This window comes from Enterobacter asburiae (assembly GCF_024599655.1).
GTDB classification, from domain to species: domain Bacteria; phylum Pseudomonadota; class Gammaproteobacteria; order Enterobacterales; family Enterobacteriaceae; genus Enterobacter; species Enterobacter asburiae_D.
This window is the reverse complement of sequence record NZ_CP102247.1, coordinates 227,113-252,090: the sequence shown is the minus strand read 5'-3', so window position 1 is coordinate 252,090 and position 24,978 is coordinate 227,113. Positions and strand designations below refer to the sequence as shown.

At 55.2% G+C, this 24,978-nt stretch carries 20 protein-coding genes, 2 tRNA genes and 2 rRNA genes; 7 read left to right on the top strand and 17 right to left on the bottom strand.

The window, feature by feature from the left end:
• Window positions 1-6: 6 nt before the first annotated feature.
• The 3 genes from wecA to trxA form a co-directional block, all read right to left on the bottom strand.
• The gene (gene wecA, locus NQ230_RS01160) at window positions 7-1,110 is read right to left on the bottom strand and encodes a UDP-N-acetylglucosamine--undecaprenyl-phosphate N-acetylglucosaminephosphotransferase (RefSeq protein WP_024907962.1); all 1,104 of its coding nucleotides are present in this window, start codon (window positions 1,108-1,110) and stop codon (window positions 7-9) included.
• A gap of 242 nt (window positions 1,111-1,352) precedes the next feature.
• On the bottom strand, window positions 1,353-2,612 hold the full coding sequence (gene rho, locus NQ230_RS01155; RefSeq protein WP_001054528.1) for a transcription termination factor Rho: 1,260 nt from the start codon (window positions 2,610-2,612) through the stop codon (window positions 1,353-1,355).
• Between the two features lie 345 nt (window positions 2,613-2,957).
• Complete coding sequence (trxA, locus tag NQ230_RS01150; protein ID WP_006179218.1) at window positions 2,958-3,287, bottom strand: thioredoxin TrxA; 330 nt, start codon at window positions 3,285-3,287, stop codon at window positions 2,958-2,960.
• Between the two features lie 144 nt (window positions 3,288-3,431).
• On the opposite strand from trxA, the gene rhlB reads away from it, so the two are divergent.
• Together rhlB and gppA are read left to right on the top strand one after the other, a co-directional pair.
• Window positions 3,432-4,700 (top strand): ATP-dependent RNA helicase RhlB, encoded by a 1,269-nt coding sequence (gene rhlB, locus NQ230_RS01145; protein ID WP_023309646.1) that lies wholly within the window; start codon window positions 3,432-3,434, stop codon window positions 4,698-4,700.
• Between the two features lie 5 nt (window positions 4,701-4,705).
• Window positions 4,706-6,190, top strand: a complete 1,485-nt coding sequence (gppA, locus tag NQ230_RS01140) for a guanosine-5'-triphosphate,3'-diphosphate diphosphatase (protein WP_121423337.1) — start codon at window positions 4,706-4,708, stop codon at window positions 6,188-6,190.
• Window positions 6,191-6,246: 56 nt separating this feature from the next.
• Here gppA and rep read toward each other — a convergent pair whose 3' ends face one another.
• Entirely contained in the window at window positions 6,247-8,271 is a 2,025-nt protein-coding gene (gene rep, locus NQ230_RS01135; protein WP_257259613.1) for a DNA helicase Rep, read from the bottom strand.
• A 112-nt stretch (window positions 8,272-8,383) separates the two neighbouring features.
• Between rep and ppiC (NQ230_RS01130) the strand changes: the two genes are divergently transcribed.
• Both ppiC (NQ230_RS01130) and ppiC (NQ230_RS01125) read left to right on the top strand, forming a co-directional pair.
• The gene (gene ppiC / locus NQ230_RS01130) at window positions 8,384-8,665 is read left to right on the top strand and encodes a peptidylprolyl isomerase PpiC (RefSeq protein WP_059311514.1); all 282 of its coding nucleotides are present in this window, start codon (window positions 8,384-8,386) and stop codon (window positions 8,663-8,665) included.
• Between the two features lie 50 nt (window positions 8,666-8,715).
• Window positions 8,716-8,997, top strand: coding sequence for a peptidylprolyl isomerase PpiC (gene ppiC, locus NQ230_RS01125; RefSeq protein WP_003017999.1), 282 nt, complete (start codon window positions 8,716-8,718; stop codon window positions 8,995-8,997).
• A gap of 86 nt (window positions 8,998-9,083) precedes the next feature.
• Here ppiC (NQ230_RS01125) and ilvC read toward each other — a convergent pair whose 3' ends face one another.
• A complete protein-coding gene (gene ilvC, locus NQ230_RS01120) occupies window positions 9,084-10,559 on the bottom strand; it encodes a ketol-acid reductoisomerase (protein WP_023333828.1) in 1,476 nt (491 codons plus the stop codon).
• Window positions 10,560-10,711: 152 nt separating this feature from the next.
• Between ilvC and ilvY the strand changes: the two genes are divergently transcribed.
• Complete coding sequence (gene ilvY / locus NQ230_RS01115) at window positions 10,712-11,602, top strand: HTH-type transcriptional activator IlvY (RefSeq protein ID WP_257259610.1); 891 nt, start codon at window positions 10,712-10,714, stop codon at window positions 11,600-11,602.
• Window positions 11,603-11,647: 45 nt separating this feature from the next.
• On the opposite strand, the gene ilvA is transcribed toward ilvY, so the two are convergent.
• From ilvA to ilvL, 7 genes are all read right to left on the bottom strand, one after another.
• On the bottom strand, window positions 11,648-13,192 hold the full coding sequence (ilvA, locus tag NQ230_RS01110) for a threonine ammonia-lyase, biosynthetic (RefSeq protein WP_024907958.1): 1,545 nt from the start codon (window positions 13,190-13,192) through the stop codon (window positions 11,648-11,650).
• Between the two features lie 2 nt (window positions 13,193-13,194).
• Window positions 13,195-15,045 carry a dihydroxy-acid dehydratase gene (gene ilvD, locus NQ230_RS01105; protein ID WP_159515124.1) on the bottom strand — a complete coding sequence of 617 codons (1,851 nt, stop codon included), beginning with the start codon at window positions 15,043-15,045 and terminating at the stop codon, window positions 13,195-13,197.
• 60 nt (window positions 15,046-15,105) lie between these two features.
• Window positions 15,106-16,035, bottom strand: coding sequence for a branched-chain-amino-acid transaminase (gene ilvE / locus NQ230_RS01100; RefSeq protein WP_023326297.1), 930 nt, complete (start codon window positions 16,033-16,035; stop codon window positions 15,106-15,108).
• Between the two features lie 18 nt (window positions 16,036-16,053).
• Window positions 16,054-16,317, bottom strand: a complete 264-nt coding sequence (ilvM, locus tag NQ230_RS01095) for an acetolactate synthase 2 small subunit (RefSeq protein WP_003860184.1) — start codon at window positions 16,315-16,317, stop codon at window positions 16,054-16,056.
• Window positions 16,314-17,960: an acetolactate synthase 2 catalytic subunit gene (gene ilvG / locus NQ230_RS01090; protein ID WP_193941726.1), complete on the bottom strand. Its 1,647-nt coding sequence runs from the start codon at window positions 17,958-17,960 to the stop codon at window positions 16,314-16,316. Before ilvG ends, ilvM begins: the two co-directional genes overlap by 4 nt.
• A gap of 2 nt (window positions 17,961-17,962) precedes the next feature.
• Window positions 17,963-18,013 (bottom strand): peptide IlvX, encoded by a 51-nt coding sequence (ilvX, locus tag NQ230_RS01085; protein ID WP_193941730.1) that lies wholly within the window; start codon window positions 18,011-18,013, stop codon window positions 17,963-17,965.
• An 86-nt stretch (window positions 18,014-18,099) separates the two neighbouring features.
• Entirely contained in the window at window positions 18,100-18,198 is a 99-nt protein-coding gene (gene ilvL / locus NQ230_RS01080; protein ID WP_001311244.1) for an ilv operon leader peptide, read from the bottom strand.
• A gap of 341 nt (window positions 18,199-18,539) precedes the next feature.
• Between ilvL and NQ230_RS01075 the strand changes: the two genes are divergently transcribed.
• The gene (locus NQ230_RS01075) at window positions 18,540-20,060 is read left to right on the top strand and encodes a YifB family Mg chelatase-like AAA ATPase (protein ID WP_159515126.1); all 1,521 of its coding nucleotides are present in this window, start codon (window positions 18,540-18,542) and stop codon (window positions 20,058-20,060) included.
• A 30-nt stretch (window positions 20,061-20,090) separates the two neighbouring features.
• On the opposite strand, the gene NQ230_RS01070 is transcribed toward NQ230_RS01075, so the two are convergent.
• Entirely contained in the window at window positions 20,091-20,429 is a 339-nt protein-coding gene (locus NQ230_RS01070; RefSeq protein WP_023309658.1) for a MaoP family protein, read from the bottom strand.
• Between the two features lie 118 nt (window positions 20,430-20,547).
• On the opposite strand from NQ230_RS01070, the gene hdfR reads away from it, so the two are divergent.
• The gene (hdfR, locus tag NQ230_RS01065; protein WP_029739573.1) at window positions 20,548-21,369 is read left to right on the top strand and encodes an HTH-type transcriptional regulator HdfR; all 822 of its coding nucleotides are present in this window, start codon (window positions 20,548-20,550) and stop codon (window positions 21,367-21,369) included.
• Between the two features lie 98 nt (window positions 21,370-21,467).
• On the opposite strand, the gene NQ230_RS01060 is transcribed toward hdfR, so the two are convergent.
• The 4 genes from NQ230_RS01060 to NQ230_RS01045 form a co-directional block, all read right to left on the bottom strand.
• Window positions 21,468-21,543, bottom strand: a tRNA-Trp gene (locus tag NQ230_RS01060).
• Window positions 21,544-21,596: 53 nt separating this feature from the next.
• Window positions 21,597-21,673: transfer RNA gene (locus NQ230_RS01055), tRNA-Asp, on the bottom strand.
• Between the two features lie 56 nt (window positions 21,674-21,729).
• Window positions 21,730-21,845, bottom strand: a 5S ribosomal RNA gene (rrf, locus tag NQ230_RS01050).
• A 71-nt stretch (window positions 21,846-21,916) separates the two neighbouring features.
• A 23S ribosomal RNA gene (locus NQ230_RS01045) occupies window positions 21,917-24,822 on the bottom strand.
• Between the last annotated feature and the right edge of the window lie 156 nt (window positions 24,823-24,978).

Here is a 24,978-nt window from a genome sequence, read left to right as displayed (position 1 = left end):
CCGGTTTTACTTAGTTAATGTTGTATTTTTGCCACTGTTACGACGCATCCTGCGTTTAAGACGTTTAATAAATCGCGCTACTTTCCATGCGCGCTTAATGCAGTAGCCGTACAGGAAAAATGCCAGCAAGAATAATGCCAACATAACCCATTCAGGAATAATATGAGAATATTCTGCAGCTACACCAATCGCGGCCAAAATAGCGGCGGCAAGCGTAATCAGCACAAATGCCTGACGAGAAGTAAAACCCGCGCGCATAATGAGATGATGAATGTGTTGGCGGTCGGGAGAGAAAGGACTCATCCCTTTGCGCAGGCGGCGGTACATAATCGCCACCATATCCATTAATGGGATGGCAATAATCCACAGCGCTGTTACGGGACTTATCGGATGGGTTTGACCCTGTGTAGTTTCAAGCAGGATCCAGATAACCGTAAAACCAATCAGCGTACTGCCCGCGTCTCCCATAAAGACTTTATAGCGACGGCCCAGCACACCGAGGTTCAAGAGGATATAAGGCAGAATGGCGGCAATCATGGCGAAACACCACATTGCCAGACTGTACTGGCCATCAAACCATAAAATAATGCCGATAGCGGCGAACGAAACGGATGACAACCCACCGAGCAGGCCGTCAATGCCATCCACCATGTTGAAAGCATTGATTGCCGCCCAGACGGCAAAGAGTGTCAGGAAGAAGCCAAATGGGCCCAGAACTAATTCCCAGGGGCCGAACACATAGCCGAGACTTCGCAGATACAGTCCGCCCACAACCATCATCACCACGCCAATGCCCGCCTGAACGGTGGCGCGTATTTTCACCGCGATATCGAACCGGTCATCAAGGGCCCCGACTAACACCAGGACACCGGCGCAGGCAATGTAGAGGGCGGCATGCGGGATATAATAGTCGGCAATACCAAACGTAAAGCAAATTCCTGCGTAAACAGAAATGCCGCCGACTAAAGGAATAAGTCCCTGATGGCGTTTACGAAAATTAGGCTTATCCACCAACCCTATTCGTTTTGCCACCTTGCGCGCAATGAACAAAAAACAGGTTGTGAATAAAAAAATACTGATCAGTTCAGTAACGGCGGTGAATAGATTCACAATGGATTGCTCTCAACAAATGTTAGTCCCGGAAGTATAACCATGAAGCCACAGCCTCAGAAGTAATAAAGATGGCTTCTTACAACTCCCTTTGTATATTTTTCAATCAATTATTTCTTTAGCTGCACAAACGGCCCTATTGTCGCACCGACCGATCAAAAATGGGAGTAGATGGTACTAGCGTATAGTCCATAAAAGAAAAACGCCACGTAAAAACGTGGCGTTTGCTGGCTTTATTTGCGTTACGAGCGTTTCATCATGTCGAAGAAATCGTCGTTAGTTTTGGTCATCGCCAGTTTGTTAATGAGGAACTCCATCGCGTCAATTTCACCCATTGGATGGATGATTTTGCGCAGGATCCACATTTTCTGCAGCTCTTCCTGCGTGGTGAGCAGCTCTTCTTTACGGGTACCGGAACGGTTGTAGTCGATAGCCGGGAAGACGCGTTTTTCAGCGATTTTACGAGAGAGGTGCAGTTCCATGTTACCTGTACCTTTAAATTCTTCGTAAATTACTTCGTCCATTTTTGAACCGGTATCGATCAGCGCCGTCGCGATGATGGTCAGGCTGCCGCCCTCTTCCACGTTACGTGCGGCACCGAAGAAGCGTTTCGGACGATGCAGGGCGTTAGCATCCACACCACCGGTCAGCACTTTACCGGACGCTGGAACCACGGTGTTGTACGCACGCGCCAGACGGGTGATGGAGTCGAGCAGGATGATCACGTCTTTCTTGTGCTCAACCAGGCGTTTCGCCTTCTCGATAACCATTTCCGCAACCTGAACGTGGCGAGAAGCTGGCTCGTCGAAGGTAGAAGCAACCACTTCACCTTTAACCAGACGCTGCATCTCGGTCACTTCTTCCGGACGTTCGTCAATCAGCAGCACCATCAGCACGCAGTCTGGGTGGTTGTAGGCGATGCTCTGCGCGATGTTCTGCAGCAGCATGGTTTTACCCGCTTTCGGCGGTGCCACAATCAGACCACGCTGGCCACGACCAATTGGTGATGCCAGATCCAGAACACGCGCGGTTAAGTCTTCGGTAGAACCGTTACCACGCTCCATGCGCAGGCGAGAGTTCGCGTGCAGCGGCGTTAAGTTCTCAAAGAGGATCTTATTACGCGAGTTTTCCGGTTTGTCGTAGTTAACTTCGTTAACTTTCAACAGCGCAAAGTAGCGTTCACCCTCTTTAGGAGGACGAATCTTACCTGAAATGGTGTCACCAGTGCGGAGGTTGAAACGGCGGATTTGGCTAGGGGATACGTAGATGTCGTCAGGGCCGGCGAGGTAGGAGCTGTCTGCAGAGCGGAGGAAACCAAATCCGTCTTGCAATATCTCCAGCACACCGTCGCCAAAGATATCTTCGCCACTCTTAGCGTGCTGCTTCAGGATGGCGAAAATGATGTCCTGCTTGCGCATACGAGCCTGGTTTTCCAGCCCCATATTTTCGCCGAGAGTGATCAGCTCAGAAACCGGCGTATTCTTTAATTCGGTAAGATTCATAATGGTGTGGGTTCTTAAACTCGGGGTGATTCTCGAACTTAATGTTGTGAATGGTATGGCAGGGTCATCCATGCCTGTTTAGCGGCCATCAACTCATGTCTGTTCGCTGTCTGGTCACAGGGAAAGAACGCAGAACTGAAACGACAAGACGGATTGAGTGACAAGCCCGGAATTTAGCCACTTCACGCACTGTTCATGTTAACAACGGGAAGTATCGGGTAAAACAAGATTCAAACAACAAGATATGTTTAAAACGAAGTCATAGCTAACTTAGCACGACTTAAGCCGGGCGTCCAGAGTTCCACATCATTTAGCCGGGAGCTCTGAACGCACAGCGGAGAAACCTTACGCCAGGTTAGCGTCCAGGAACTCTTTCAGTTGACCTTTGGACAGCGCGCCCACTTTGGTCGCCGCCACTTCGCCGTTTTTGAACAGCAGCAGGGTCGGAATGCCACGGATACCGTATTTTGGTGCGGTGCCCGGGTTCTGGTCGATGTTCAGCTTGGCAACGGTCAGTTTGCCCTGATATTCGTCGGCGATCTCATCCAGAATCGGGGCGATCATTTTGCAAGGACCACACCATTCAGCCCAGAAATCGACGAGGATCAGCCCGTCAGCCTTAAGTACGTCCGTGTCAAAACTGTCGTCAGTCAGGTGAATAATTTTATCGCTCATATATAACTCCACAGGAATAAGCCTGGTACGTTGGTTTTGTCTCCACCAACGACGTGTTGATGTCGCATTAACCAACTAAAGGTTGACTTTATTTCACCGGATACGCTTTCGTAAAGCAATAGTAAGCTGATATTCTACCACACTATGAGCAAAACACATTTAACAGAACAGAAGTTTTCCGACTTCGCGCTGCACCCGAAGGTGATTGAAGCCCTTGAAAATAAAGGGTTTCATAACTGCACGCCCATTCAGGCCCTCGCGCTGCCGCTGACGCTGGCCGGTCGCGATGTTGCCGGGCAGGCGCAAACCGGTACCGGCAAAACGATGGCGTTTTTAACGTCAACGTTTCATTATTTACTTTCTCACCCAGCGATTGCAGACCGCAAAGTTAACCAGCCGCGCGCGCTAATTATGGCCCCGACGCGAGAACTGGCGGTACAGATCCACGCAGACGCTGAACCTCTGGCGCAGTCTACCGGCCTGAAACTTGGCCTGGCCTATGGCGGCGACGGCTACGATAAACAGCTGAAAGTGCTGGAAAGCGGTGTGGATATCCTGATCGGTACCACCGGTCGTCTTATCGACTACGCTAAACAGAACCACATCAACCTCGGCGCAATCCAGGTTGTGGTGCTCGATGAAGCTGACCGCATGTACGATCTGGGCTTCATTAAAGACATCCGCTGGCTGTTCCGCCGTATGCCTCCGGCCAATCAGCGTCTGAATATGCTGTTCTCTGCAACCCTCTCCTACCGCGTTCGCGAACTGGCGTTCGAACAGATGAACAACGCCGAATATGTAGAAGTGGAACCTGAGCAGAAAACGGGTCACCGCATTAAAGAAGAGCTCTTCTATCCTTCCAATGAAGAGAAAATGCGTCTGCTGCAAACGCTGATCGAAGAAGAGTGGCCAGATCGCGCCATTATCTTCGCGAACACCAAACACCGTTGTGAAGACATCTGGGGCCATCTGGCTGCAGACGGTCACCGTGTTGGCCTGCTGACCGGCGACGTGGCGCAGAAGAAACGCCTGCGTATTCTTGAAGAATTTACCCGTGGCGATCTCGATATTCTGGTCGCAACCGACGTTGCTGCTCGTGGTCTGCACATTCCGGCCGTGACGCACGTCTTTAACTACGATCTGCCAGACGACTGCGAAGACTACGTACACCGTATCGGTCGTACCGGTCGTGCGGGCGCAAGCGGTCACTCGATTAGCCTTGCGTGTGAAGAGTATGCGCTGAATCTTCCAGCCATTGAGACTTATATCGGTCACTCTATTCCGCAGAGCAAATACAATCCGGAAGCGCTGTTAAGCGAACTGCCGCCGCCTAAGCGTCTAACCCGCCCACGCTCCGGCAATGGTCCGCGTCGTTCAGGCGGCGCACCGCGTAATCGTCGTCGTTCAGGTTAAAAAATATGCTCAGCTCCACCTCGCTTTATGCGGCAATTGATCTCGGTTCGAATAGTTTTCATATGCTGGTTGTGCGCGAGGTGGCGGGAAGCATACAAACGCTGACGCGCATCAAGCGCAAGGTCCGCCTCGCGGCGGGCCTGAGCAGTGACAATCACCTCTCACCTGAAGCCATGGAACGTGGCTGGCAGTGTCTGCGACTCTTTGCCGAGCGTCTGCAGGATATCCCGCATGCCCAAATCACCGTGGTCGCCACTGCGACACTCCGCCTGGCGGTTAACGCCGTGGATTTTATTGCCAGAGCGCAGGAAATTCTCGGTTGTCCGGTTCAGGTTATCAGCGGTGAAGAAGAGGCTCGCCTGATTTATCAGGGTGTTGCACACACCACGGGGGGTGACGATCGTCGCCTGGTAGTGGATATTGGCGGTGCCAGTACCGAGCTTGTGACCGGCACCGGCGCGCAGGCAACGTCGCTGTTCAGCCTGTCGATGGGCTGCGTGACCTGGCTTGAGCGCTACTTTACCGATCGGAACCTGGGTAAAGAGAACTTCGACGAGGCAGAAAACGCCGCGCGCGAAGTGTTACGCCCGGTGATGGACGAGCTGCGCTATCACGGCTGGAAAGTCTGCGTGGGTGCCTCGGGTACCGTGCAGGCTCTGCAGGAAATCATGATGGCGCAGGGAATGGACGAGCGGATTACGCTTGCCAAACTTCAGCAGTTGAAACAGCGCGCTATTCAGTGCGGACGCCTGGAAGAGCTGGAAATTGAAGGCCTGACGCTGGAACGCGCGCTGGTCTTCCCGAGCGGGCTGGCCATTCTTATCGCCATTTTCACCGAGCTGAACATCCAGTGTATGACCCTGGCCGGCGGCGCGCTGCGCGAAGGTCTGGTCTACGGGATGTTGCATCTGTCGGTCGATCAGGATATCCGCAGCCGTACCCTGCGCAACGTGCAGCGTCGTTTTCTGGTTGATATCGATCAGGCAGGACGCGTATCGCAGCTGGCGTCACGCTTCGCCGATCGGGTCGCTAACGTCTGGGATCTTGATCATCTGAGCCGGGATTTATTGCTAAGCGCCTGCGCGCTCCATGAAGTCGGGCTGAGCATTGATTTTAAGCAGGCACCGTCTCATGCAGCGTATCTGGTGCGAAACCTTGATTTACCGGGCTATACACCCGCGCAGAAAAAATTGCTGGCAACGCTGCTGCTGAACCAGACCAATGCCGTCGATCTCTCCTCTTTGCATCAGCAAAACGCCGTACCGCCGCGCGTGGCCGAGCATATGTGCCGCCTGCTGCGTCTGGCGATCCTGTTTGCCAGCCGCCGCCGCGATGATTTGCTGCCCGCCATTAATCTGGTGGCCGATGACGAGAAGCTTTCGCTGACGCTCCCGGAGAACTGGATTGATCGTCACCCGTTAGGTGCAGAGATGATCGAGCAGGAGTGCCAGTGGCAGAGCTATGTGCACTGGGTGTTGGAAGTAAAATAAGAGAGTGAAAAATGCCGGGTGGCGCTGCGCTTACCCGGCCTACAAGCCCTTCGGACTTATCCTTTCTCTTTGGCTTTTGCCAGCATGGCGCGGATGTTTGCCACGTTGGCCTGCCCCTTGTGCATCCGCTCTTCTGCGGTAATCACTTTGCGCTCCTGTTCCCAGATCACGTCATCCTGCGGCAGTTCCAGCAGGAAACGACTCGGCTCCGGGCGAACCAGTTCACCATACTGGCGGCGCTCTTTACACAGCGTGAACGTCAGCTCTTTCTGCGCGCGGGTGATCCCCACGTAGGCCAGACGGCGTTCCTCGTCGACGTTGTCTTCATCAATGCTGCTCTGGTGCGGCAACAATCCCTCTTCCATGCCGACCAGATACACATACGGGAACTCCAGCCCTTTGGACGCATGCAGCGTCATCAGCTGAACCTGATCGGCCTCTTCCTCGCTCTCGCCGCGCTCCATCATGTCGCGCAGGGTAAAGCGGGTGACCACCTGCGTCAGGGTCATTGGCTCGTCGATTTCAGAGCCCTCCAGCATTTCGGTCATCCAGCTGAAGAGCTGGTTAACGTTTTTCATGCGCATCTCAGCCGCCTTCGGGCTGGCTGAGGTTTCATACAGCCAGGACTCATAGTCGATGCCGTGAATGAGATCGCGCACTGCCGCCACCGGCTCGCGCTCCGCGAGACGCTGCACTTCACCGAGCCAGTGGGTGAAGCGGGTTAACGAGTCATACCCGCGCCCGGTTAACGTCTGGCTTAGCCCCATGTCGAAGCTGGCGGTAAACATACTTTTGTTGCGGGTCATCGCCCACTCGCCGAGCTTTTGCAGCGTCGCCGGGCCAATCTCGCGTTTTGGCGTATTCACGATGCGCAGAAACGCGCTGTCATCATCCGGGTTAGTGAGCACGCGCAGATAGGCCAGCAGATCTTTGATTTCTGGTCGTGAGAAGAACGACATGCCACCCGAGATTTTGTACGGAATGCGGTTCTGCATCAGCATCTTTTCAAAGACGCGCGACTGGTGATTGCCGCGATAGAGGATCGCATAATCCTTATATTCGGTTTTGTTGACGAAGTGGTGAGCGATGAGCTCGCCCGTCACGCGCTCCGCTTCATGATCCTCATTGTTGGCGCTGAGCACTTTCAGCTCCGTGCCGTAGCCCAGTTCGGAGAAGAGACGCTTCTCAAATACGTGCGGGTTATTGGCAATCAGGATGTTTGCTGCCTTCAGGATACGCCCGGAGGAGCGGTAGTTTTGCTCCAGCTTAATCACCTGCAGGGCGGGGAAATCTTTGCTCAGCAGCACCAGGTTTTGCGGGCGCGCACCGCGCCAGGAGTAAATCGACTGGTCGTCGTCGCCTACCACGGTGAAACGCGCGCGCTGCCCCACCAGCAGCTTCACCAGCTCGTACTGGCTGGTGTTGGTGTCCTGATATTCATCCACCAGCAGGTAGCGGATTTTATTCTGCCAGCGCTCGCGCACTTCTTCATTGCGCTGCAGCAGCAGCGTGGGCAGCAGGATCAGGTCGTCAAAGTCCAGCACGTTGCACGCTTTCATATGCGCATCGTACAGACCGTAGCAGTGGGCGAAGATCCGATCCCGTTCACCTTTGGCGATCGCCGCGGCCTGGGCTGGCGTCATCAGATCGTTTTTCCAGTTCGAGATCGTCGAGATCAGCTGCTGCAACAGCACTTTGTCATCTTCGATCAGCCCCTCGGTGAGCTCTTTGAGCAGCGCCACCTGATCGGTATCATCGAAGAGCGAGAAGTTGGACTTCATTCCCAGCGCCGCATACTCGCGTTTGATGATATCCAGACCCAGCGTGTGGAAGGTGGAGATCATCAGGCCGCGCGCCTCTTTACGGCCCAGCGTCTGTCCGACACGCTCTTTCATCTCGCGCGCCGCTTTATTGGTAAAGGTGACCGCCGCAATGTGTCGCGCCTGATACCCGCAGTTGTGGATCAGATGGGCGATTTTGTTGGTGATCACGCGGGTTTTACCCGAACCGGCCCCTGCCAGCACCAGGCATGGTCCAGTAACGAATTCGACCGCTTGTTGTTGTCCAGGGTTTAAACGCATGGGAGTGTTGCTCAATCTTCGAACGGGGTGTGGATTGTAGCAGAAAGCCGGGCGCAGATTTACCGGCTAATGATAAAGTGGAGAAATCGCGTTTAACCCGTAGAGCAGAACCATGAAAAAGACCGCAGCAGCCCTGCATATTCTGGTAAAAGAAGAGAAACTGGCCCAGGAGATCCTGACCAAGCTGGAGCGCGGCATCAGCTTTGATCATCTGGCGAAGCGTTACTCTAAATGCCCGTCCGGACGCAATGGCGGGGATCTCGGCGAGTTTCAACAAGGTGCGATGGTCGGCCCGTTCGATCAGGCGGTCTTTAGCTGCCCGCTTCTGAAGCCCTACGGCCCGGTAAAAACCAAATTTGGCTACCATATCATTAAGGTGCTTTATCGCCGCTGACGCGTGGTATATTGCGCCCCGATTTATTTCAACCTATTCAAGGCACGATCATGGCAAAAACAGCAGCAGCAGTGCACATTCTCGTTAAAGAAGAGAAACTGGCTTTAGATCTTCTGGAGCAGATTAAAAACGGTGCCGACTTCGGCAAGCTGGCTAAGAAGCACTCCATCTGCCCGTCAGGCAAACGCGGCGGCGATCTGGGTGAGTTCCGCCAGGGTCAGATGGTTCCAGCGTTCGATAAAGTGGTGTTCTCCTGCCCGGTGCTGGAGCCAACCGGCCCGCTGCATACCCAGTTCGGGTATCACATTATTAAGGTTCTGTATCGCAATTAAAAAAGCCGGGTGGCGGCTACGCCTTACCCGGCCTACATCGTGCGGTTTTGTAGGTCGGGTAAGCGAAGCGCCACCCGACAAGGCTGTTAGCCCGCTACCGCGATACGCTTCATATCGGTCATGTAGCCACGCAGTTTGTGGCCCACTTTCTCGATCTGGTGGCTGCGAATCGCTTCGTTCACATCGCGCAGCTGCGCGTTATCCACGGCACCTTCCGCAATCGCTTTGCCCAGATCGCCCGTCTGCAGAGTGGTCATAAACTCTTTCAGCAGCGGTACGCAGGCGTAAGAGAACAGGTAGTTACCGTATTCTGCGGTATCAGAGATCACCACGTTCATTTCGTACAGACGCTTACGAGCGATGGTGTTCGCGATCAGCGGCAGCTCGTGCAGAGATTCGTAGTACGCAGACTCTTCGATGATGCCGGAATCCACCATGGTTTCGAACGCCAGCTCAACGCCTGCTTTCACCATCGCGATCATCAGTACGCCTTTATCGAAGTACTCCTGCTCGCCGATTTTACCTTCATACTGTGGTGCGGTTTCGAACGCGGTTTTACCGGTCTCTTCACGCCAGGTCAGCAGGTTTTTATCGTCGTTTGCCCAGTCCGCCATCATGCCGGAAGAGAATTCGCCGGAGATGATGTCGTCCATGTGTTTCTGGAACAACGGCGCCATGATGGTTTTCAGCTGTTCAGACAGCGCGTAAGCACGCAGTTTTGCCGGGTTGGACAGACGGTCCATCATCAGCGTAATACCACCCTGCTTCAGCGCTTCGGTGATGGTTTCCCAGCCGAACTGAATCAGTTTTTCCGCGTAGGCCGGGTCAGTACCTTCTTCCACCAGCTTGTCGAAGCACAGCAGAGAACCGGCCTGCAGCATACCGCACAGAATAGTTTGCTCGCCCATCAGGTCAGATTTCACTTCGGCAACGAAGGACGATTCCAGAACGCCCGCACGGTGGCCGCCGGTCGCCGCTGCCCATGCTTTGGCAATCGCCATACCTTCGCCTTTTGGATCGTTTTCCGGGTGAACTGCGATAAGCGTCGGCACGCCGAAGCCACGTTTGTACTCTTCGCGCACTTCCGTACCCGGACACTTCGGTGCCACCATCACTACGGTGATGTCTTTACGGATCTGCTCACCCACTTCAACGATGTTGAAGCCGTGGGAGTAACCCAGCGCGGCGCCGTCTTTCATCAGCGGCTGTACGGAACGCACAACATCAGAGTGCTGCTTGTCCGGGGTCAGGTTAACCACCAGATCCGCCTGCGGGATCAGCTCTTCGTAGGTACCCACTTTGAAGCCGTTTTCGGTCGCTTTGCGCCAGGAAGCACGCTTCTCAGCAATCGCTTCTTTACGAAGGGCGTAGGAGATATCCAGACCGGAGTCACGCATGTTCAGGCCCTGGTTCAGACCCTGTGCACCACAGCCGACGATGACCACTTTTTTACCCTGAAGGTAGCTCGCGCCATCGGCAAATTCGTCGCGCGCCATGAAGCGGCATTTGCCCAGCTGCGCCAGCTGCTGGCGCAAGTTCAGTGTATTAAAGTAGTTAGCCATGGGTGATACCTCGTGATGTTGTGTGTCTTATTGTTCGGTTCGCGTTTCAGCGAGAATGTACCCACATTACAACAGGAAATTTATTGCGGAAATTGATATATTCACAACATCACGTTGCAATTTTTGCAATATAAAAAGAGGGAGTGGAATCGGTGGATTTACGCGATCTGAAAATGTTCCTGCACCTGGCGGAAAGCCGCCATTTTGGCCGCAGCGCCCGGGCGATGCACGTTAGCCCCTCCACGCTTTCACGCCAGATCCAGCGCCTTGAGGAAGACCTCGGCCAGCCGCTGTTCGTGCGCGACAACCGCACCGTCACCCTCACGGAAGCAGGTGAAGAACTGCGCATTTTTGCTCAGCAGACGCTGTTGCAGTACCAGCAGCTGCGGCATTCGATTGACCAGCAGGGGCCGTCACTTTCCGGCGAGCTGCATATTTTCTGCTCCGTGACCGCCGCCTATAGCCATCTGCCGCCGATTCTCGACCGCTTCCGCGCGGCGCATCCGTCGGTTGAAATTAAGCTCACGACCGGCGACGCCTCCGACGCAATGGAAAAAGTGGTGACGGGTGAAGCAGATCTCGCCATTGCCGGGAAACCTGAAACCCTGCCGGGCGCGGTGGCATTCTCAATGCTGGAGAACCTGGCGGTGGTGCTGATTGCCCCGGCGCTGCCCTGCCCGGTGCGTAACCAGGTATTGGTGGAAAAACCGGACTGGTCCACGGTGCCGTTTATCATGGCCGATCAGGGACCGGTGCGCCGCCGCATTGAGCTATGGTTCCGCCGTCAGAAAATCAGCAACCCGTCGATTTACGCCACGGTCAGCGGCCATGAGGCGATGGTGTCGATGGTGGCGCTCGGCTGCGGCGTGGCGTTGCTGCCGGAAGTGGTGCTGGAAAATAGCCCGGAGCCGGTGCGCAATCGCGTGATGATTCTGGAGCGCAGCGACGAGAAGACGCCGTTTGAGCTTGGCGTGTGCGCACAAAAAAAGCGGCTGCATGAGCCGCTTATTGATGCGTTCTGGCAGATATTGCCGAACCACTAAAGCCGGGTGGCGCTGCGCTTACCCGGCCTACACGCAGCTCAACCCTTAGCCCGCGAGGAAGAAGCGGAAGGCCGGGTTATGGGTTTCGTCGTGACACTCATAGCCAAGCTCGTTCAGCCGCGTTTCGAAATCCGGCTCGTGCTCGCCCAGTTCAAACGCCGCCAGCACGCGGCCGTAGTCGGTGCCGTGGCTGCGGTAGTGGAACAGAGAGATGTTCCAGTGCGTGCCCAGCGTGTGCAGGAACTTGAGCAGCGCGCCCGGCGATTCCGGGAACTCGAAGCTGAACAGACGTTCCCTGAGCGGCTTCGATGGACGCCCGCCGACCATGTAGCGCACGTGCAGCTTCGCCATCTCGTCGTCAGAGAGATCGACCACGCTGTAGCCGCCCTCATGCAGCAGGTTGAGGATCTCTTTGCGCTCCTCCACGCCGCGGCTCAGGCGCACGCCGACAAAAATACAGGCGTCTTTGGCATCGGCAAAACGGTAGTTAAACTCCGTCACCGAACGACCGCCCAGCAGCTGACAGAACTTCAGGAAGCTGCCCTTCTCTTCCGGAATCGTCACCGCCAGCAGCGCTTCCCGCTGTTCCCCCAGCTCGCAGCGCTCGGAAACGTAGCGCAGACCGTGGAAATTCACGTTGGCACCAGACAGCACGTGCGCCAGCCGCTCGCCGCGAATGTTGTGCTGCGCGATGTATTTTTTCATCCCCGCCAGCGCCAGCGCGCCGGAAGGTTCCGCCACCGCGCGCACATCCTCGAACAGATCTTTCATCGCCGCGCAGATGGCATCGCTATCCACCGTGACGATATCGTCGAGATATTCCTGGCACAGGCGGAAGGTTTCATCCCCAATGCGCTTCACCGCCACGCCCTCGGCAAACAGCCCGACGCGCGGCAGATCTACCGGGTGACCCGCATCCAGCGCCGCCTTCAGGCAGGCAGAGTCTTCCGCTTCAACGGCGATGACTTTAATCTGCGGCATCAGCTGTTTGATCAGCACCGCCACGCCCGCGGCCAGGCCGCCGCCGCCCACCGGTACGAAGACGCGGTCGAGATGGGCATCCTGCTGCAGCAGTTCAAGCGCCAGCGTCCCCTGCCCGGCAATCACCATTGGGTGGTCGAACGGAGGCACCCAGGTGAAACCCTGCTGCTGCGCCAGCTCGATCGCTTTGGCTTTTGCTTCGTCGAAGTTAGCCCCGTGGAGCAGCACTTCGCCGCCGAAACCGCGTACCGCATCGACTTTGATGTCCGCGGTTGCGACCGGCATCACGATCAGCGCTTTCAGCCCCAGACGGGCAGACGAGAACGCCACGCCCTGGGCGTGGTTGCCCGCCGAGGCGGTAATCACGCCGCGCGCTTTCTGCTCGTCGGTCAGCCCGGCCATCATCGCGTAGGCGCCGCGCAGCTTGAAGCTGTGCACCGGCTGACGGTCTTCGCGCTTGACCAGGATCACGTTGTCGAGGCGCGAAGAGAGTTTTTCCATTTTCTGCAGGGGCGTAACCTGCACGGCTTCATAGACCGGCGCGCGCAGCACCGCTCTCAGGTATTCCGCCCCCTCGGGGGCGGCGGATAAGGGTTGTGACTCGGCCATCATTAGCCCCCAAGTTTAGATTTATCGCGCACCGCGCCTTTATCTGCACTGGTGGCAAGGCTCGCGTAGGCGCGCAGGGCGAAGGAGACTTCACGCTGGCGGTCTTTCGGCGTCCAGGCTTTGTCGCCGCGGGCTTCCTGCGCTTCACGACGGGCCGCAATTTCCTGGTCGCTCAGCTTGAGCTGAATGCCGCGATTCGGAATGTCGATTTCGATCAGGTCGCCGTCTTCGATGATGGCAATGTTGCCGCCGCTTGCCGCTTCCGGTGAAACGTGGCCGATGGAGAGACCAGAGGTGCCGCCGGAGAAACGCCCGTCGGTGATCAGCGCGCAGGCTTTACCGAGGCCCATCGATTTCAGGAAGGTGGTTGGGTAGAGCATCTCCTGCATGCCCGGGCCGCCTTTCGGCCCTTCATAACGGATGACAACCACGTCGCCTTCCACCACTTTACCGCCGAGGATCGCGTCTACCGCTTCATCCTGGCTTTCGTACACCTTCGCCGGACCGGTGAATTTCAGGATGCTGTCATCCACGCCTGCGGTTTTCACGATGCAGCCGTTTTCCGCAAAGTTACCGTACAGCACGGCCAGACCGCCGTCTTTGCTGTAGGCGTGTTCCAGCGAGCGGATGCAGCCTTCGGCGCGGTCATCGTCCAGGGTATCCCAGCGGCAGTCCTGCGAGAACGCCTGGGTGGTACGAATACCCGCTGGACCCGCACGGAACATCTTTTTCACCGCGTCGTCTTTGGTCAGCATCACGTCGTACTGGTCCAGCGACTCAGGCAGCGTCAGGCCAAGCACGTTTTTCACGTCACGGTTCAGCAGCCCGGCGCGATCCAGCTCGCCCAGAATGCCCAGCACGCCGCCCGCGCGGTGTACGTCTTCCATATGATATTTCTGGGTACTCGGTGCGACCTTACACAGCTGCGGCACCTTGCGGGACAGCTTGTCGATGTCGTTCATGGTGAAGTCGATTTCGGCTTCCTGCGCGGCGGCCAGCAGGTGCAGAACGGTGTTGGTGGAGCCGCCCATGGCGATATCCAGCGTCATGGCGTTTTCGAACGCGGCCTTGCTGGCGATGTTGCGCGGCAGCGCGCTGGCGTCGTCCTGCTCGTAGTAGCGTTTGGTCAGCTCAACGATGCGCTTACCGGCATTGAGGAACAGTTGCTTACGGTCGGCGTGGGTCGCCAGCAGCGAGCCGTTACCCGGCTGAGAAAGGCCCAGCGCTTCGGTCAAGCAGTTCATGGAGTTCGCCGTGAACATACCGGAACAGGAGCCGCAGGTCGGACACGCGGAGCGTTCCACCTGGTCACTCTGCTCGTCAGAGACTTTCGGGTCCGCGCCCTGGATCATCGCATCAACCAGGTCGAGCTTGATGATTTTGTCGGAGAGCTTGGTTTTCCCCGCTTCCATTGGACCGCCGGAGACGAAGATCACCGGAATATTCAGGCGCAGGGAGGCCATCAGCATCCCCGGGGTGATTTTGTCACAGTTGGAGATGCAGACCATCGCATCGGCGCAGTGGGCGTTAACCATGTACTCAACCGAGTCGGCGATCAGCTCGCGCGACGGCAGTGAATAGAGCATGCCCCCGTGGCCCATCGCGATACCGTCATCCACCGCAATGGTGTTGAACTCTTTCGCCACGCCGCCGGAGGCTTCGATTTGCTCGGCAACCAGTTTGCCGAGATCGCGCAGGTGCACGTGGCCCGGTACGAACTGGGTGAAGGAGTTCACCACGGCGATAATCGGCTTGCCGAAATCGGCGTCGGTCATTCCGGTGGCGCGCCACAGTGCGCGGGCACCCGCCATATTACGGCCGTGGGTGGTGGTGGCTGAACGATACTTAGGCATGCTTTATTTACTCCCGTCTGACTATTTAATGGGACGGTGCGTGCCGTCCCAAATTTATGCTTAGTGATTAACCTGATCCAACCAGCCGTATTTATCTTCTGTCTCGCCGGTGAAGAGGCCAAAGAACGCTTGCTGAATGCGTTTGGTGACCGGGCCACAGCGGCCTTCGCCCACCTGGATACCGTCTACGCTGCGCACCGGCGTGATTTCAGCCGCGGTACCGGACATGAACACTTCATCGGCCAGATACAGGGATTCGCGGGACAGCACCTGCTCGCGCACTTCGATACCCAGATCTTTCGCCAGCTTGATGATGGCGTCACGGGTGATGCCCGGCAGCGCGGACGAGGTAAACGGCGGCGTGAACAGAATACCGTCTTTCACTTCAAACAGGTTTTCGCCCGCGCCTTCAGAGATGTAGCCGTTCACGTCCAGGGCGATACCTTCCTGATAGCCGTGGCGGCGCGCTTCGCTACCGACCAGCAGGGAAGAAAGGTAGTTACCGCCTGCTTTCGCGGCGGTCGGGATGGTGTTTGGCGCCACGCGGTTCCAGGAAGAGACCATTGCGTCGATCCCCTGCTCCAGGGCTTCTGCACCCAGGTAGGCACCCCATGGGAACGCGGCAATGATCACATCGGTGTTATAACCGGCTGGCGGGTTCACGCCCATGCCGACGTCGCCCACGAACACCAGCGGACGAATATAGGCGCTGGTCAGGTTGTTTTTACGGATCACGTCGCGACAGGCTTCCATCAGCTCGTCGACGCTTTGAGAAACCGGAAAACGATAAATTTTGGCTGAGTCATGCAGACGCTGCATGTGTTCGCGATGGCGGAACACCACTGGCCCTTTGTGAGAATCGTAGCAGCGGATGCCTTCAAATACGGAGGTACCGTAGTGCAGCGCGTGGGACATCACGTGGACCTTCGCGTCCTCCCAGCGAACCATCTCACCGTTGAACCAAATGTAATCAGCTTTTTTTGTCGTCATTTTTTCGTCCTGTCACGCTCAAGCGCGGATTTGTTGTGATGTGGTTGTGCTCTGGCAGATGGCAACATGGGCAACGTCTACCAGCTTTGATAACTGACTAAACAGTAAGTCGACCGGCCGCGGGCTGGCAACGGTTAATTCGATACTGATGTTCTGAGCGTCTGTGGCCGTTTCCATATTCATAGAGCAAATCTGAAAACCACGATGACGCACCACACGCAAAACGCGTTCTAAGGTTTCCGGGTTGAAGCGAGCCTGTACGGCGACCTGATGCTGCATCATGATAATTTCTCCATCATTTGTGAGTTACTGGCACCAGGCGGTACCAACGGCCAGACGTTCTCGAGTTCGTCGATTGAGACATGAAGCAGGTAAGGCCCATCGCTGTTCAGCATGGTGTCGAGCGCCGCTTCAACCTGATCTTTACGGGTGATGTGCTGGCCAGGGATGCCGAAGGCGCTGGCCAGGGTGAGGAAATCGGGGTTGTCGGTGAGCGTCGTTTCGCTGTAACGCTCCTGGAAGAACAGCTGCTGCCACTGGCGAACCATCCCTAAACGCTGGTTGTCGAGCAAGACGATTTTCAGCGGCAACCGCTTACGCTTAACGGTGCCCAGCTCCTGAACGTTCATCATGAAGGAGCCGTCACCGGAGATACAGATAACGGTATCGTTCGGGCGGGCAACCTGTGCGCCAACGGCTGCTGGCAGACCGAAGCCCATCGTCCCTAACCCGCTGGAGGTGATGAAATTTTCCGGGCGGGTGTAGGTCATGTGCTGCGCGGACCACATCTGGTGCTGGCCTACGTCGGTAGTGACGACACTGTCAGCCGGTTTACGGTCGGACAACTGCTTCAACAGCAGCGGCGCGTAGATGGCCTCGCCGGGGTGGTCGTAACGCCAGGCGTGCTCGGCGCGCATGTCTGCGGTGTGCTGACGCCATGCGTTGATTTCCAGCGGCTGCTGCAATGCCGGTAACAGCGCGTTGAGATCGCCCTGCAGCGCAACGTGCGCCTGGCGCAGCTTGTTCATCTCCGCCGGGTCGATATCCATATGGATGACTTTGGCGTTCGGCGCAAAGGTATTCAGCTTGCCGGTAACGCGGTCGTCAAAACGGGCACCTACGGCGATGAGCAGATCGCACTCCTGCACCGCCAGGTTTGCCGCTTTGGTGCCGTGCATCCCCAGCATGCCCAGATAGTATGGATAATCCGCATCGACAGCACCGAGACCTTTCAGCGTGCAGGTCGCTGGCATCTGCGTTGTTGCGATAAATTCGCGCAGGGCTGGAACGGCCTGCGCCATGCCGACGCCACCGCCGACGTACAGCATCGGCTGTTTCGCCTGCGCCAGCATCTGACGGGCCTCTTCCACTTCCGCATCCGGAAACGCATCGTCGCTTTCAACGGTAGAGAAGTGCGGTTCCAGATCGCCAAGCGCCACCTGGATATCTTTCGGGATATCGACCAGAACCGGACCAGGACGGCCGGAACTTGCCACTTCGAACGCTTCTGCCATTACGCGCGGCAGCTCTTCCAGAGACTGAACGAGGAAGCTGTGTTTGGTGCAGGCCAGCGATAAACCGAGGACGTCGACTTCCTGGAAAGCATCGGTACCGATGAACGGAGACGCCACCTGCCCGGTGATGGCGACAACGGGAACGGAATCCAGCAGCGCGTCAGCCAGGCCAGTGATGAGGTTAGTTGCGCCCGGGCCTGAAGTGGCCATGCAGACACCGGTTTTGCCCGTGGCACGGGCGTAACCAATGGCAGCCATCGCTGCACCCTGCTCGTGCCGGCACAAGAGATGTTCCACGCCGCCGTCATACAGTGCATCGTAAATCGGCATAATTGCGCCACCCGGATAACCGAATACTGTTTCGACTCCCTGCGCGCGCAACGCATGTACTACCCACTGTGCCCCATTCATAGTTAGTTCCCCGTCATAAATCGGGAGAAACAGAATTTTGTGCTAGCCGTCATGCTCTGCTCCTCATTTACGTTTTTTAGTCATAAAAAAACCCCCGGACCTTTCGGTGCGGGGGTCTTAGTTCGTTAAGGCTTGATTTCTAAGCCTTTCCTCGTCCAAGTGCAGCCCCGCACGGTGGGATAATAATCACCACCACGCTAATCACGACCAGGCTAATCACTCGTAGAAGGGCTGTCATTTTCAGTTCTTTCTGCATCTTGTTCGAAGGAATACCTAAAGAGTTATCACAGAATTCAAAACAAACACAAGATTTATTTATGGCTCATTTGATTAGCCAGCAAATCATATTTCTTAAAATCGTTGTTTTATATGAGGAAAATAGAAAATGAATATTTTTCATTTTTTTACTGCGGTTTTAAGCGTCAAAACGGGGTTTTTTACATTCTGCGAGGAGGCTTCCACGGTTATGCAATGGTTTCAGTGTGCGCTTAAAATCTCTGAACAGGCGGCGTAAATTCGCAAAATGACGCTAAACAGACAAAACAGGCACTGGCATAGTTACCCCAGGAGGTAGTGCAAATGTCACTGTCAGTTGTTTATACGCGTGCGGCTCTCGGGGTAAAGGCACCGCTTATTTCCGTCGAGGTTCATTTGAGTAACGGACTCCCCGGACTCACGCTTGTCGGGTTACCTGAAACGACGGTTAAGGAGGCCAGGGATCGCGTACGCAGCGCAATAATAAATAGCGGTTATGCCTTCCCCGCGAAGAAGATCACCATCAACCTTGCTCCCGCCGACCTGCCTAAAGAGGGGGGACGATACGATTTACCTATCGCAATTGCCCTTCTCGCGGCTTCTGAGCAGCTTAATACGACACGGCTAGGCTCGTATGAGTTCGTTGGCGAACTCGCGCTTACAGGCGCGTTAAGAGGCGTTCCCGGGGCGATATCGGGAGCGCTGGAAGCCATACGTGCAGGGCGGCAAATCATTGTCGCCAATGAAAACGCATCAGAAGTGAGTCTTATCGCCGAGAAGGGGTGCCTCATCGCGGGGCATTTACAGGAAGTTTGTGCCTGGCTGGAAGGGCGACATGAACTGTCCGAGCCGGAGGAATGTGATGATGCTATAGCGGATGCTCCAGAGGATCTCAGCGAGATTATGGGGCAAGAGCAAGGGAAACGGGCGCTGGAGATTACGGCTGCAGGTGGACACAACCTTTTGTTAATTGGTCCGCCGGGTACGGGTAAAACAATGCTGGCAAGCAGGTTGAGTGGGTTGCTTCCACCGCTTAATAATCATGAAGCGCTGGAAAGCGCCGCCATATACAGCCTTATCAGTTCGACGTCGTTGCAAAAACAGTGGCGCCGTCGTCCTTTTCGTTCCCCGCACCATAGCGCTTCACTGACGGCAATGGTCGGCGGAGGGTCTATCCCCGGGCCGGGAGAGATCTCGCTGGCACACAATGGCATTCTGTTTCTTGATGAGCTGCCGGAGTTTGAGCGCCGCGTGCTGGATGCACTGAGGGAGCCCATTGAATCCGGCGAGATACATATCTCACGTACGCGAGCCAAAATAAGCTATCCCGCGCGGTTTCAGCTGGTCGCGGCGATGAATCCCAGCCCGACGGGTCACTACCAGGGCAACCATAACCGCTGTACGCCAGAGCAGACGTTACGCTATCTGGGTAAGTTATCCGGCCCGTTCCTCGACCGTTTCGATTTATCCCTCGAAATCCCCCTTCCCCCGCCGGGTCTGCTCAGGCAAACGGGTATAACGGGTGAAAGCTCAGCGGATGTACGCGAGCGGGTGATTGCAGCCCAGACGCGGCAGTACGCTCGTCAGAACAGGCTGAATGCGCGGCTGGATAATGCCGGGATCCGACAGTTCTGTTCTCTTAACGTCGAGGATGCGGGATGGCTGGAGGAGACGTTGACGCGGTTCGGGCTGTCCATACGTGCGTGGCAGCGTTTGTTGAAAGTGGCCAGAACCATTGCTGACGTGGAGGGATGCACTGACATTGAGAGGAAACATTTGCAGGAGGCGCTGAGCTACCGCGCTATCGATCGTTTACTGCTGCATTTGCAGAAATTGCTGGCATAAAAAAAGGGGCCGTAGCCCCTTCTCTTCATTCTAGTCATCAGACTCGGTGTAGTCTTCTGCACCTTCCATCTGCGGCTTGCCGCCAGACAGCGTATGGAAGCGCTTTGGACGCTTAATGCGCGCCATGTACTTGATCCATACACGTTCCGCTTCAGACTCCGGCTCACGCTCACCACGGCAAACAGAAACAAACTGTTTTTCGTCTTCGGTAGCAGGTTCACGCTTCCCAAGATCCAGCTCGTTAAAGGCATAACCATGGCGCTCAAGCAGTTGAGCTTCTTTGATGGTGAAATCGCCGTGACGAGAGAACCCGCGCGGATAATGTTTATTGTCGAAAAAACGATTAGTCGTCGTAAAGCTTTCCGCCATCCTACACGCTCCTAATTCTTTGGCCGAGCTATTTATGGCGCGGAGTATTAGTTACGCTTGACAGAGTGTAAAACAAAACATTTAAATCATAACGACAAATAATTTTGCGGAGAAAGATGTGGATACGGAATTGCTTAAAACTTTCCTTGAAGTGAGCAGAACACGCCACTTTGGGCGAGCAGCTGAAGCCCTTTACCTGACGCAGTCAGCAGTCAGTTTTCGTATTCGACAGCTGGAAAATCAATTGGGTGTGAATCTTTTTACCCGCCATCGTAACAATATTCGCTTAACGCCTGCCGGCGAGAAACTGCTGCCGTACGCAGAAACGCTGATGAATACCTGGCAGGCGGCACGTAAAGAGGTGGCACATACTTCGAGGCATAATGAGTTCTCGATAGGGGCCAGCGCTTCTCTGTGGGAATGCATGCTAAGTCAGTGGCTTACCCGGCTATATCACTCACACGGGCACCTGCAATTTGAGGCCAGAATTGCACAACGGCAGTCGCTGGTTAAGCAACTTCATGAGCGCCAGCTTGATCTTCTGATCACCACCGAAGCACCCAAGATGGACGAATTTAGCAGCCAGATTGTGGGGCAGTTTGGCCTGGCACTTTACGCCTCAGAACCTTCGATGATGAAGGCAGACCTGACCTATTTGCGCCTGGAATGGGGGCCGGATTTTCAGCAGCACGAGACGGGATTGATTGCACCTGATGATGTTCCGCAGTTAACGACCAGCTCTGCAGAGATCGCCTGTCAGCAGCTGTCCCTGCTGAAAGGTTGTACCTGGTTACCCGTTCGCTGGGCAGACACTAAAGCCGGGCTGCACACAGTGATGGATTCCACCACGCTTACCAGGCCGCTGTATGCGATTTGGCTGCAAAACAGTGATAAGCAATCGCAGATAAAAGATCTGTTAAAAATCAACGTAATGGATTGATACATCAGCCAGCAGAAATGCTGGCTGAAAATTAAGAAGAGTGTTTTCTGCCGTGTTTCAGGCAAAAAAAATCCTTTGCCGAAGCAAAGGATTCTATATGGCAGGGGCGGAGAGACTCGAACTCGCGACACCCGGTTTTGGAGACCGGTGCTCTACCAACTGAGCTACGCCCCTAAAGTTTTTTGCCATTAAGCCTGCCAGGAAGGCAGGCTTAATGTCTTAATAAGTGGCGGAACGGACGGGACTCGAACCCGCGACCCCCTGCGTGACAGGCAGGTATTCTAACCGACTGAACTACCGCTCCACCGAAGACTGCTTGTAACCACCGGATTTATGCACCGGCTTACTACTTAATTTGATGCCTGGCAGTTCCCTACTCTCACATGGGGAGACCCCACACTACCATCGGCGCTACGGCGTTTCACTTCTGAGTTCGGCATGGGGTCAGGTGGGACCACCGCGCTAAAGCCGCCAGGCAAATTCTGTTAATCTGTATCAAAGCTGAAAATCTTCTGTCTCTCGTCCGCCGAAACAGCTTCGGCGTTGTAAGGTTAAGCCTCACGGTTCATTAGTATCGGTTAGCTCAACGCATCGCTGCGCTTACACACCCGACCTATCAACGTCGTAGTCTTCAACGTTCCTTCAGGACCCTTAAAGGGTCAGGGAGAACTCATCTCGGGGCAAGTTTCGTGCTTAGATGCTTTCAGCACTTATCTTTTCCGCATTTAGCTACCGGGCAATGCCATTGGCATGACAACCCGAACACCAGTGATGCGTCCACTCCGGTCCTCTCGTACTAGGAGCAGCCCCCCTCAATTCTCCAGCGCCCACGGCAGATAGGGACCGAACTGTCTCACGACGTTCTAAACCCAGCTCGCGTACCACTTTAAATGGCGAACAGCCATACCCTTGGGACCTACTTCAGCCCCAGGATGTGATGAGCCGACATCGAGGTGCCAAACACCGCCGTCGATATGAACTCTTGGGCGGTATCAGCCTGTTATCCCCGGAGTACCTTTTATCCGTTGAGCGATGGCCCTTCCATTCAGAACCACCGGATCACTATGACCTGCTTTCGCACCTGCTCGAGCCGTCACTCTCGCAGTCAAGCTAGCTTATGCCATTGCACTAACCTCCTGATGTCCGACCAGGATTAGCTAACCTTCGTGCTCCTCCGTTACTCTTTGGGAGGAGACCGCCCCAGTCAAACTACCCACCAGACACTGTCCGCAACCCGGATTACGGGTCTACGTTAGAACACCAGCCATTAAAGGGTGGTATTTCAAGGGCGGCTCCACGCAGACTGGCGTCCACGCTTCAAAGCCTCCCACCTATCCTACACATCAAGGACCAGTGTTCAGTGTCAAGCTATAGTAAAGGTTCACGGGGTCTTTCCGTCTTGCCGCGGGTACACTGCATCTTCACAGCGAGTTCAATTTCACTGAGTCTCGGGTGGAGACAGCCTGGCCATCATTACGCCATTCGTGCAGGTCGGAACTTACCCGACAAGGAATTTCGCTACCTTAGGACCGTTATAGTTACGGCCGCCGTTTACCGGGGCTTCGATCAAGAGCTTCGCGTTGCCGCTAACCCCATCAATTAACCTTCCGGCACCGGGCAGGCGTCACACCGTATACGTCCACTTTCGTGTTTGCACAGTGCTGTGTTTTTAATAAACAGTTGCAGCCAGCTGGTATCTTCGACTGATTTCAGCTCCACCCGCAGGGGCTTCACCTACATATCAGCGTGCCTTCTCCCGAAGTTACGGCACCATTTTGCCTAGTTCCTTCACCCGAGTTCTCTCAAGCGCCTTGGTATTCTCTACCTGACCACCTGTGTCGGTTTGGGGTACGATTTGATGTTACCTGATGCTTAGAGGCTTTTCCTGGAAGCAGGGCATTTGTTACTTCAGCACCGTAGTGCCTCGTCATCACACCTCAGCGTTAGAAGAGTTCCGGATTTACCTAAAACTCCCGCCTACATGCTTAAACCGGGACAACCGTCGCCCGGCTAACATAGCCTTCTCCGTCCCCCCTTCGCAGTAACACCAAGTACAGGAATATTAACCTGTTTCCCATCGACTACGCCTTTCGGCCTCGCCTTAGGGGTCGACTCACCCTGCCCCGATTAACGTTGGACAGGAACCCTTGGTCTTCCGGCGTGCGGGCTTTTCACCCGCATTATCGTTACTTATGTCAGCATTCGCACTTCTGATACCTCCAGCATGCCTCACAGCACACCTTCAACGGCTTACAGAACGCTCCCCTACCCAACAACGCATAAGCGTCGCTGCCGCAGCTTCGGTGCATGGTTTAGCCCCGTTACATCTTCCGCGCAGGCCGACTCGACCAGTGAGCTATTACGCTTTCTTTAAATGATGGCTGCTTCTAAGCCAACATCCTGGCTGTCTGTGCCTTCCCACATCGTTTCCCACTTAACCATGACTTTGGGACCTTAGCTGGCGGTCTGGGTTGTTTCCCTCTTCACGACGGACGTTAGCACCCGCCGTGTGTCTCCCGTGATAACATTCTTCGGTATTCGTAGTTTGCATCGGGTTGGTAAGCCGGGATGGCCCCCTAGCCGAAACAGTGCTCTACCCCCGAAGATGAATTCACGAGGCGCTACCTAAATAGCTTTCGGGGAGAACCAGCTATCTCCCGGTTTGATTGGCCTTTCACCCCCAGCCACAAGTCATCCGCTAATTTTTCAACATTAGTCGGTTCGGTCCTCCAGTTAGTGTTACCCAACCTTCAACCTGCCCATGGCTAGATCACCGGGTTTCGGGTCTATACCCTGCAACTTAACGCCCAGTTAAGACTCGGTTTCCCTTCGGCTCCCCTATACGGTTAACCTTGCTACAGAATATAAGTCGCTGACCCATTATACAAAAGGTACGCAGTCACACCACGAAGGTGCTCCCACTGCTTGTACGTACACGGTTTCAGGTTCTTTTTCACTCCCCTCGCCGGGGTTCTTTTCGCCTTTCCCTCACGGTACTGGTTCACTATCGGTCAGTCAGGAGTATTTAGCCTTGGAGGATGGTCCCCCCATATTCAGACAGGATACCACGTGTCCCGCCCTACTCTTCGAGTTCACAACCTGTGTGCTTTCGTGTACGGGGCTATCACCCTGTATCGCCGGACTTTCCAGACCGTTCCACTAACACACAAGCTGATTCAGACTCTGGGCTGCTCCCCGTTCGCTCGCCGCTACTGGGGGAATCTCGGTTGATTTCTTTTCCTCGGGGTACTTAGATGTTTCAGTTCCCCCGGTTCGCCTCGTTAACCTATGTATTCAGTTAACGATAGTGTGTCGGAACACACTGGGTTTCCCCATTCGGACATCGCCGGGTCAAAGGTTCATATCACCTCGCCGGCGCTTTTCGCAGATTAGCACGTCCTTCATCGCCTCTGACTGCCAGGGCATCCACCGTGTACGCTTAGTCGCTTAACCTCACAACCCGAAGATGTTTCTTTCGATTCATCATCAAATTGCGAAAATTTGAGAGACTCGAACACACATAACATGTGTGTCGTTTCAATTTTCAGCTTGATCCAGATTTTTAAAGAGCAAAACTTCGCAGTGCACCTTTTCAGGTTCACTCTGAAG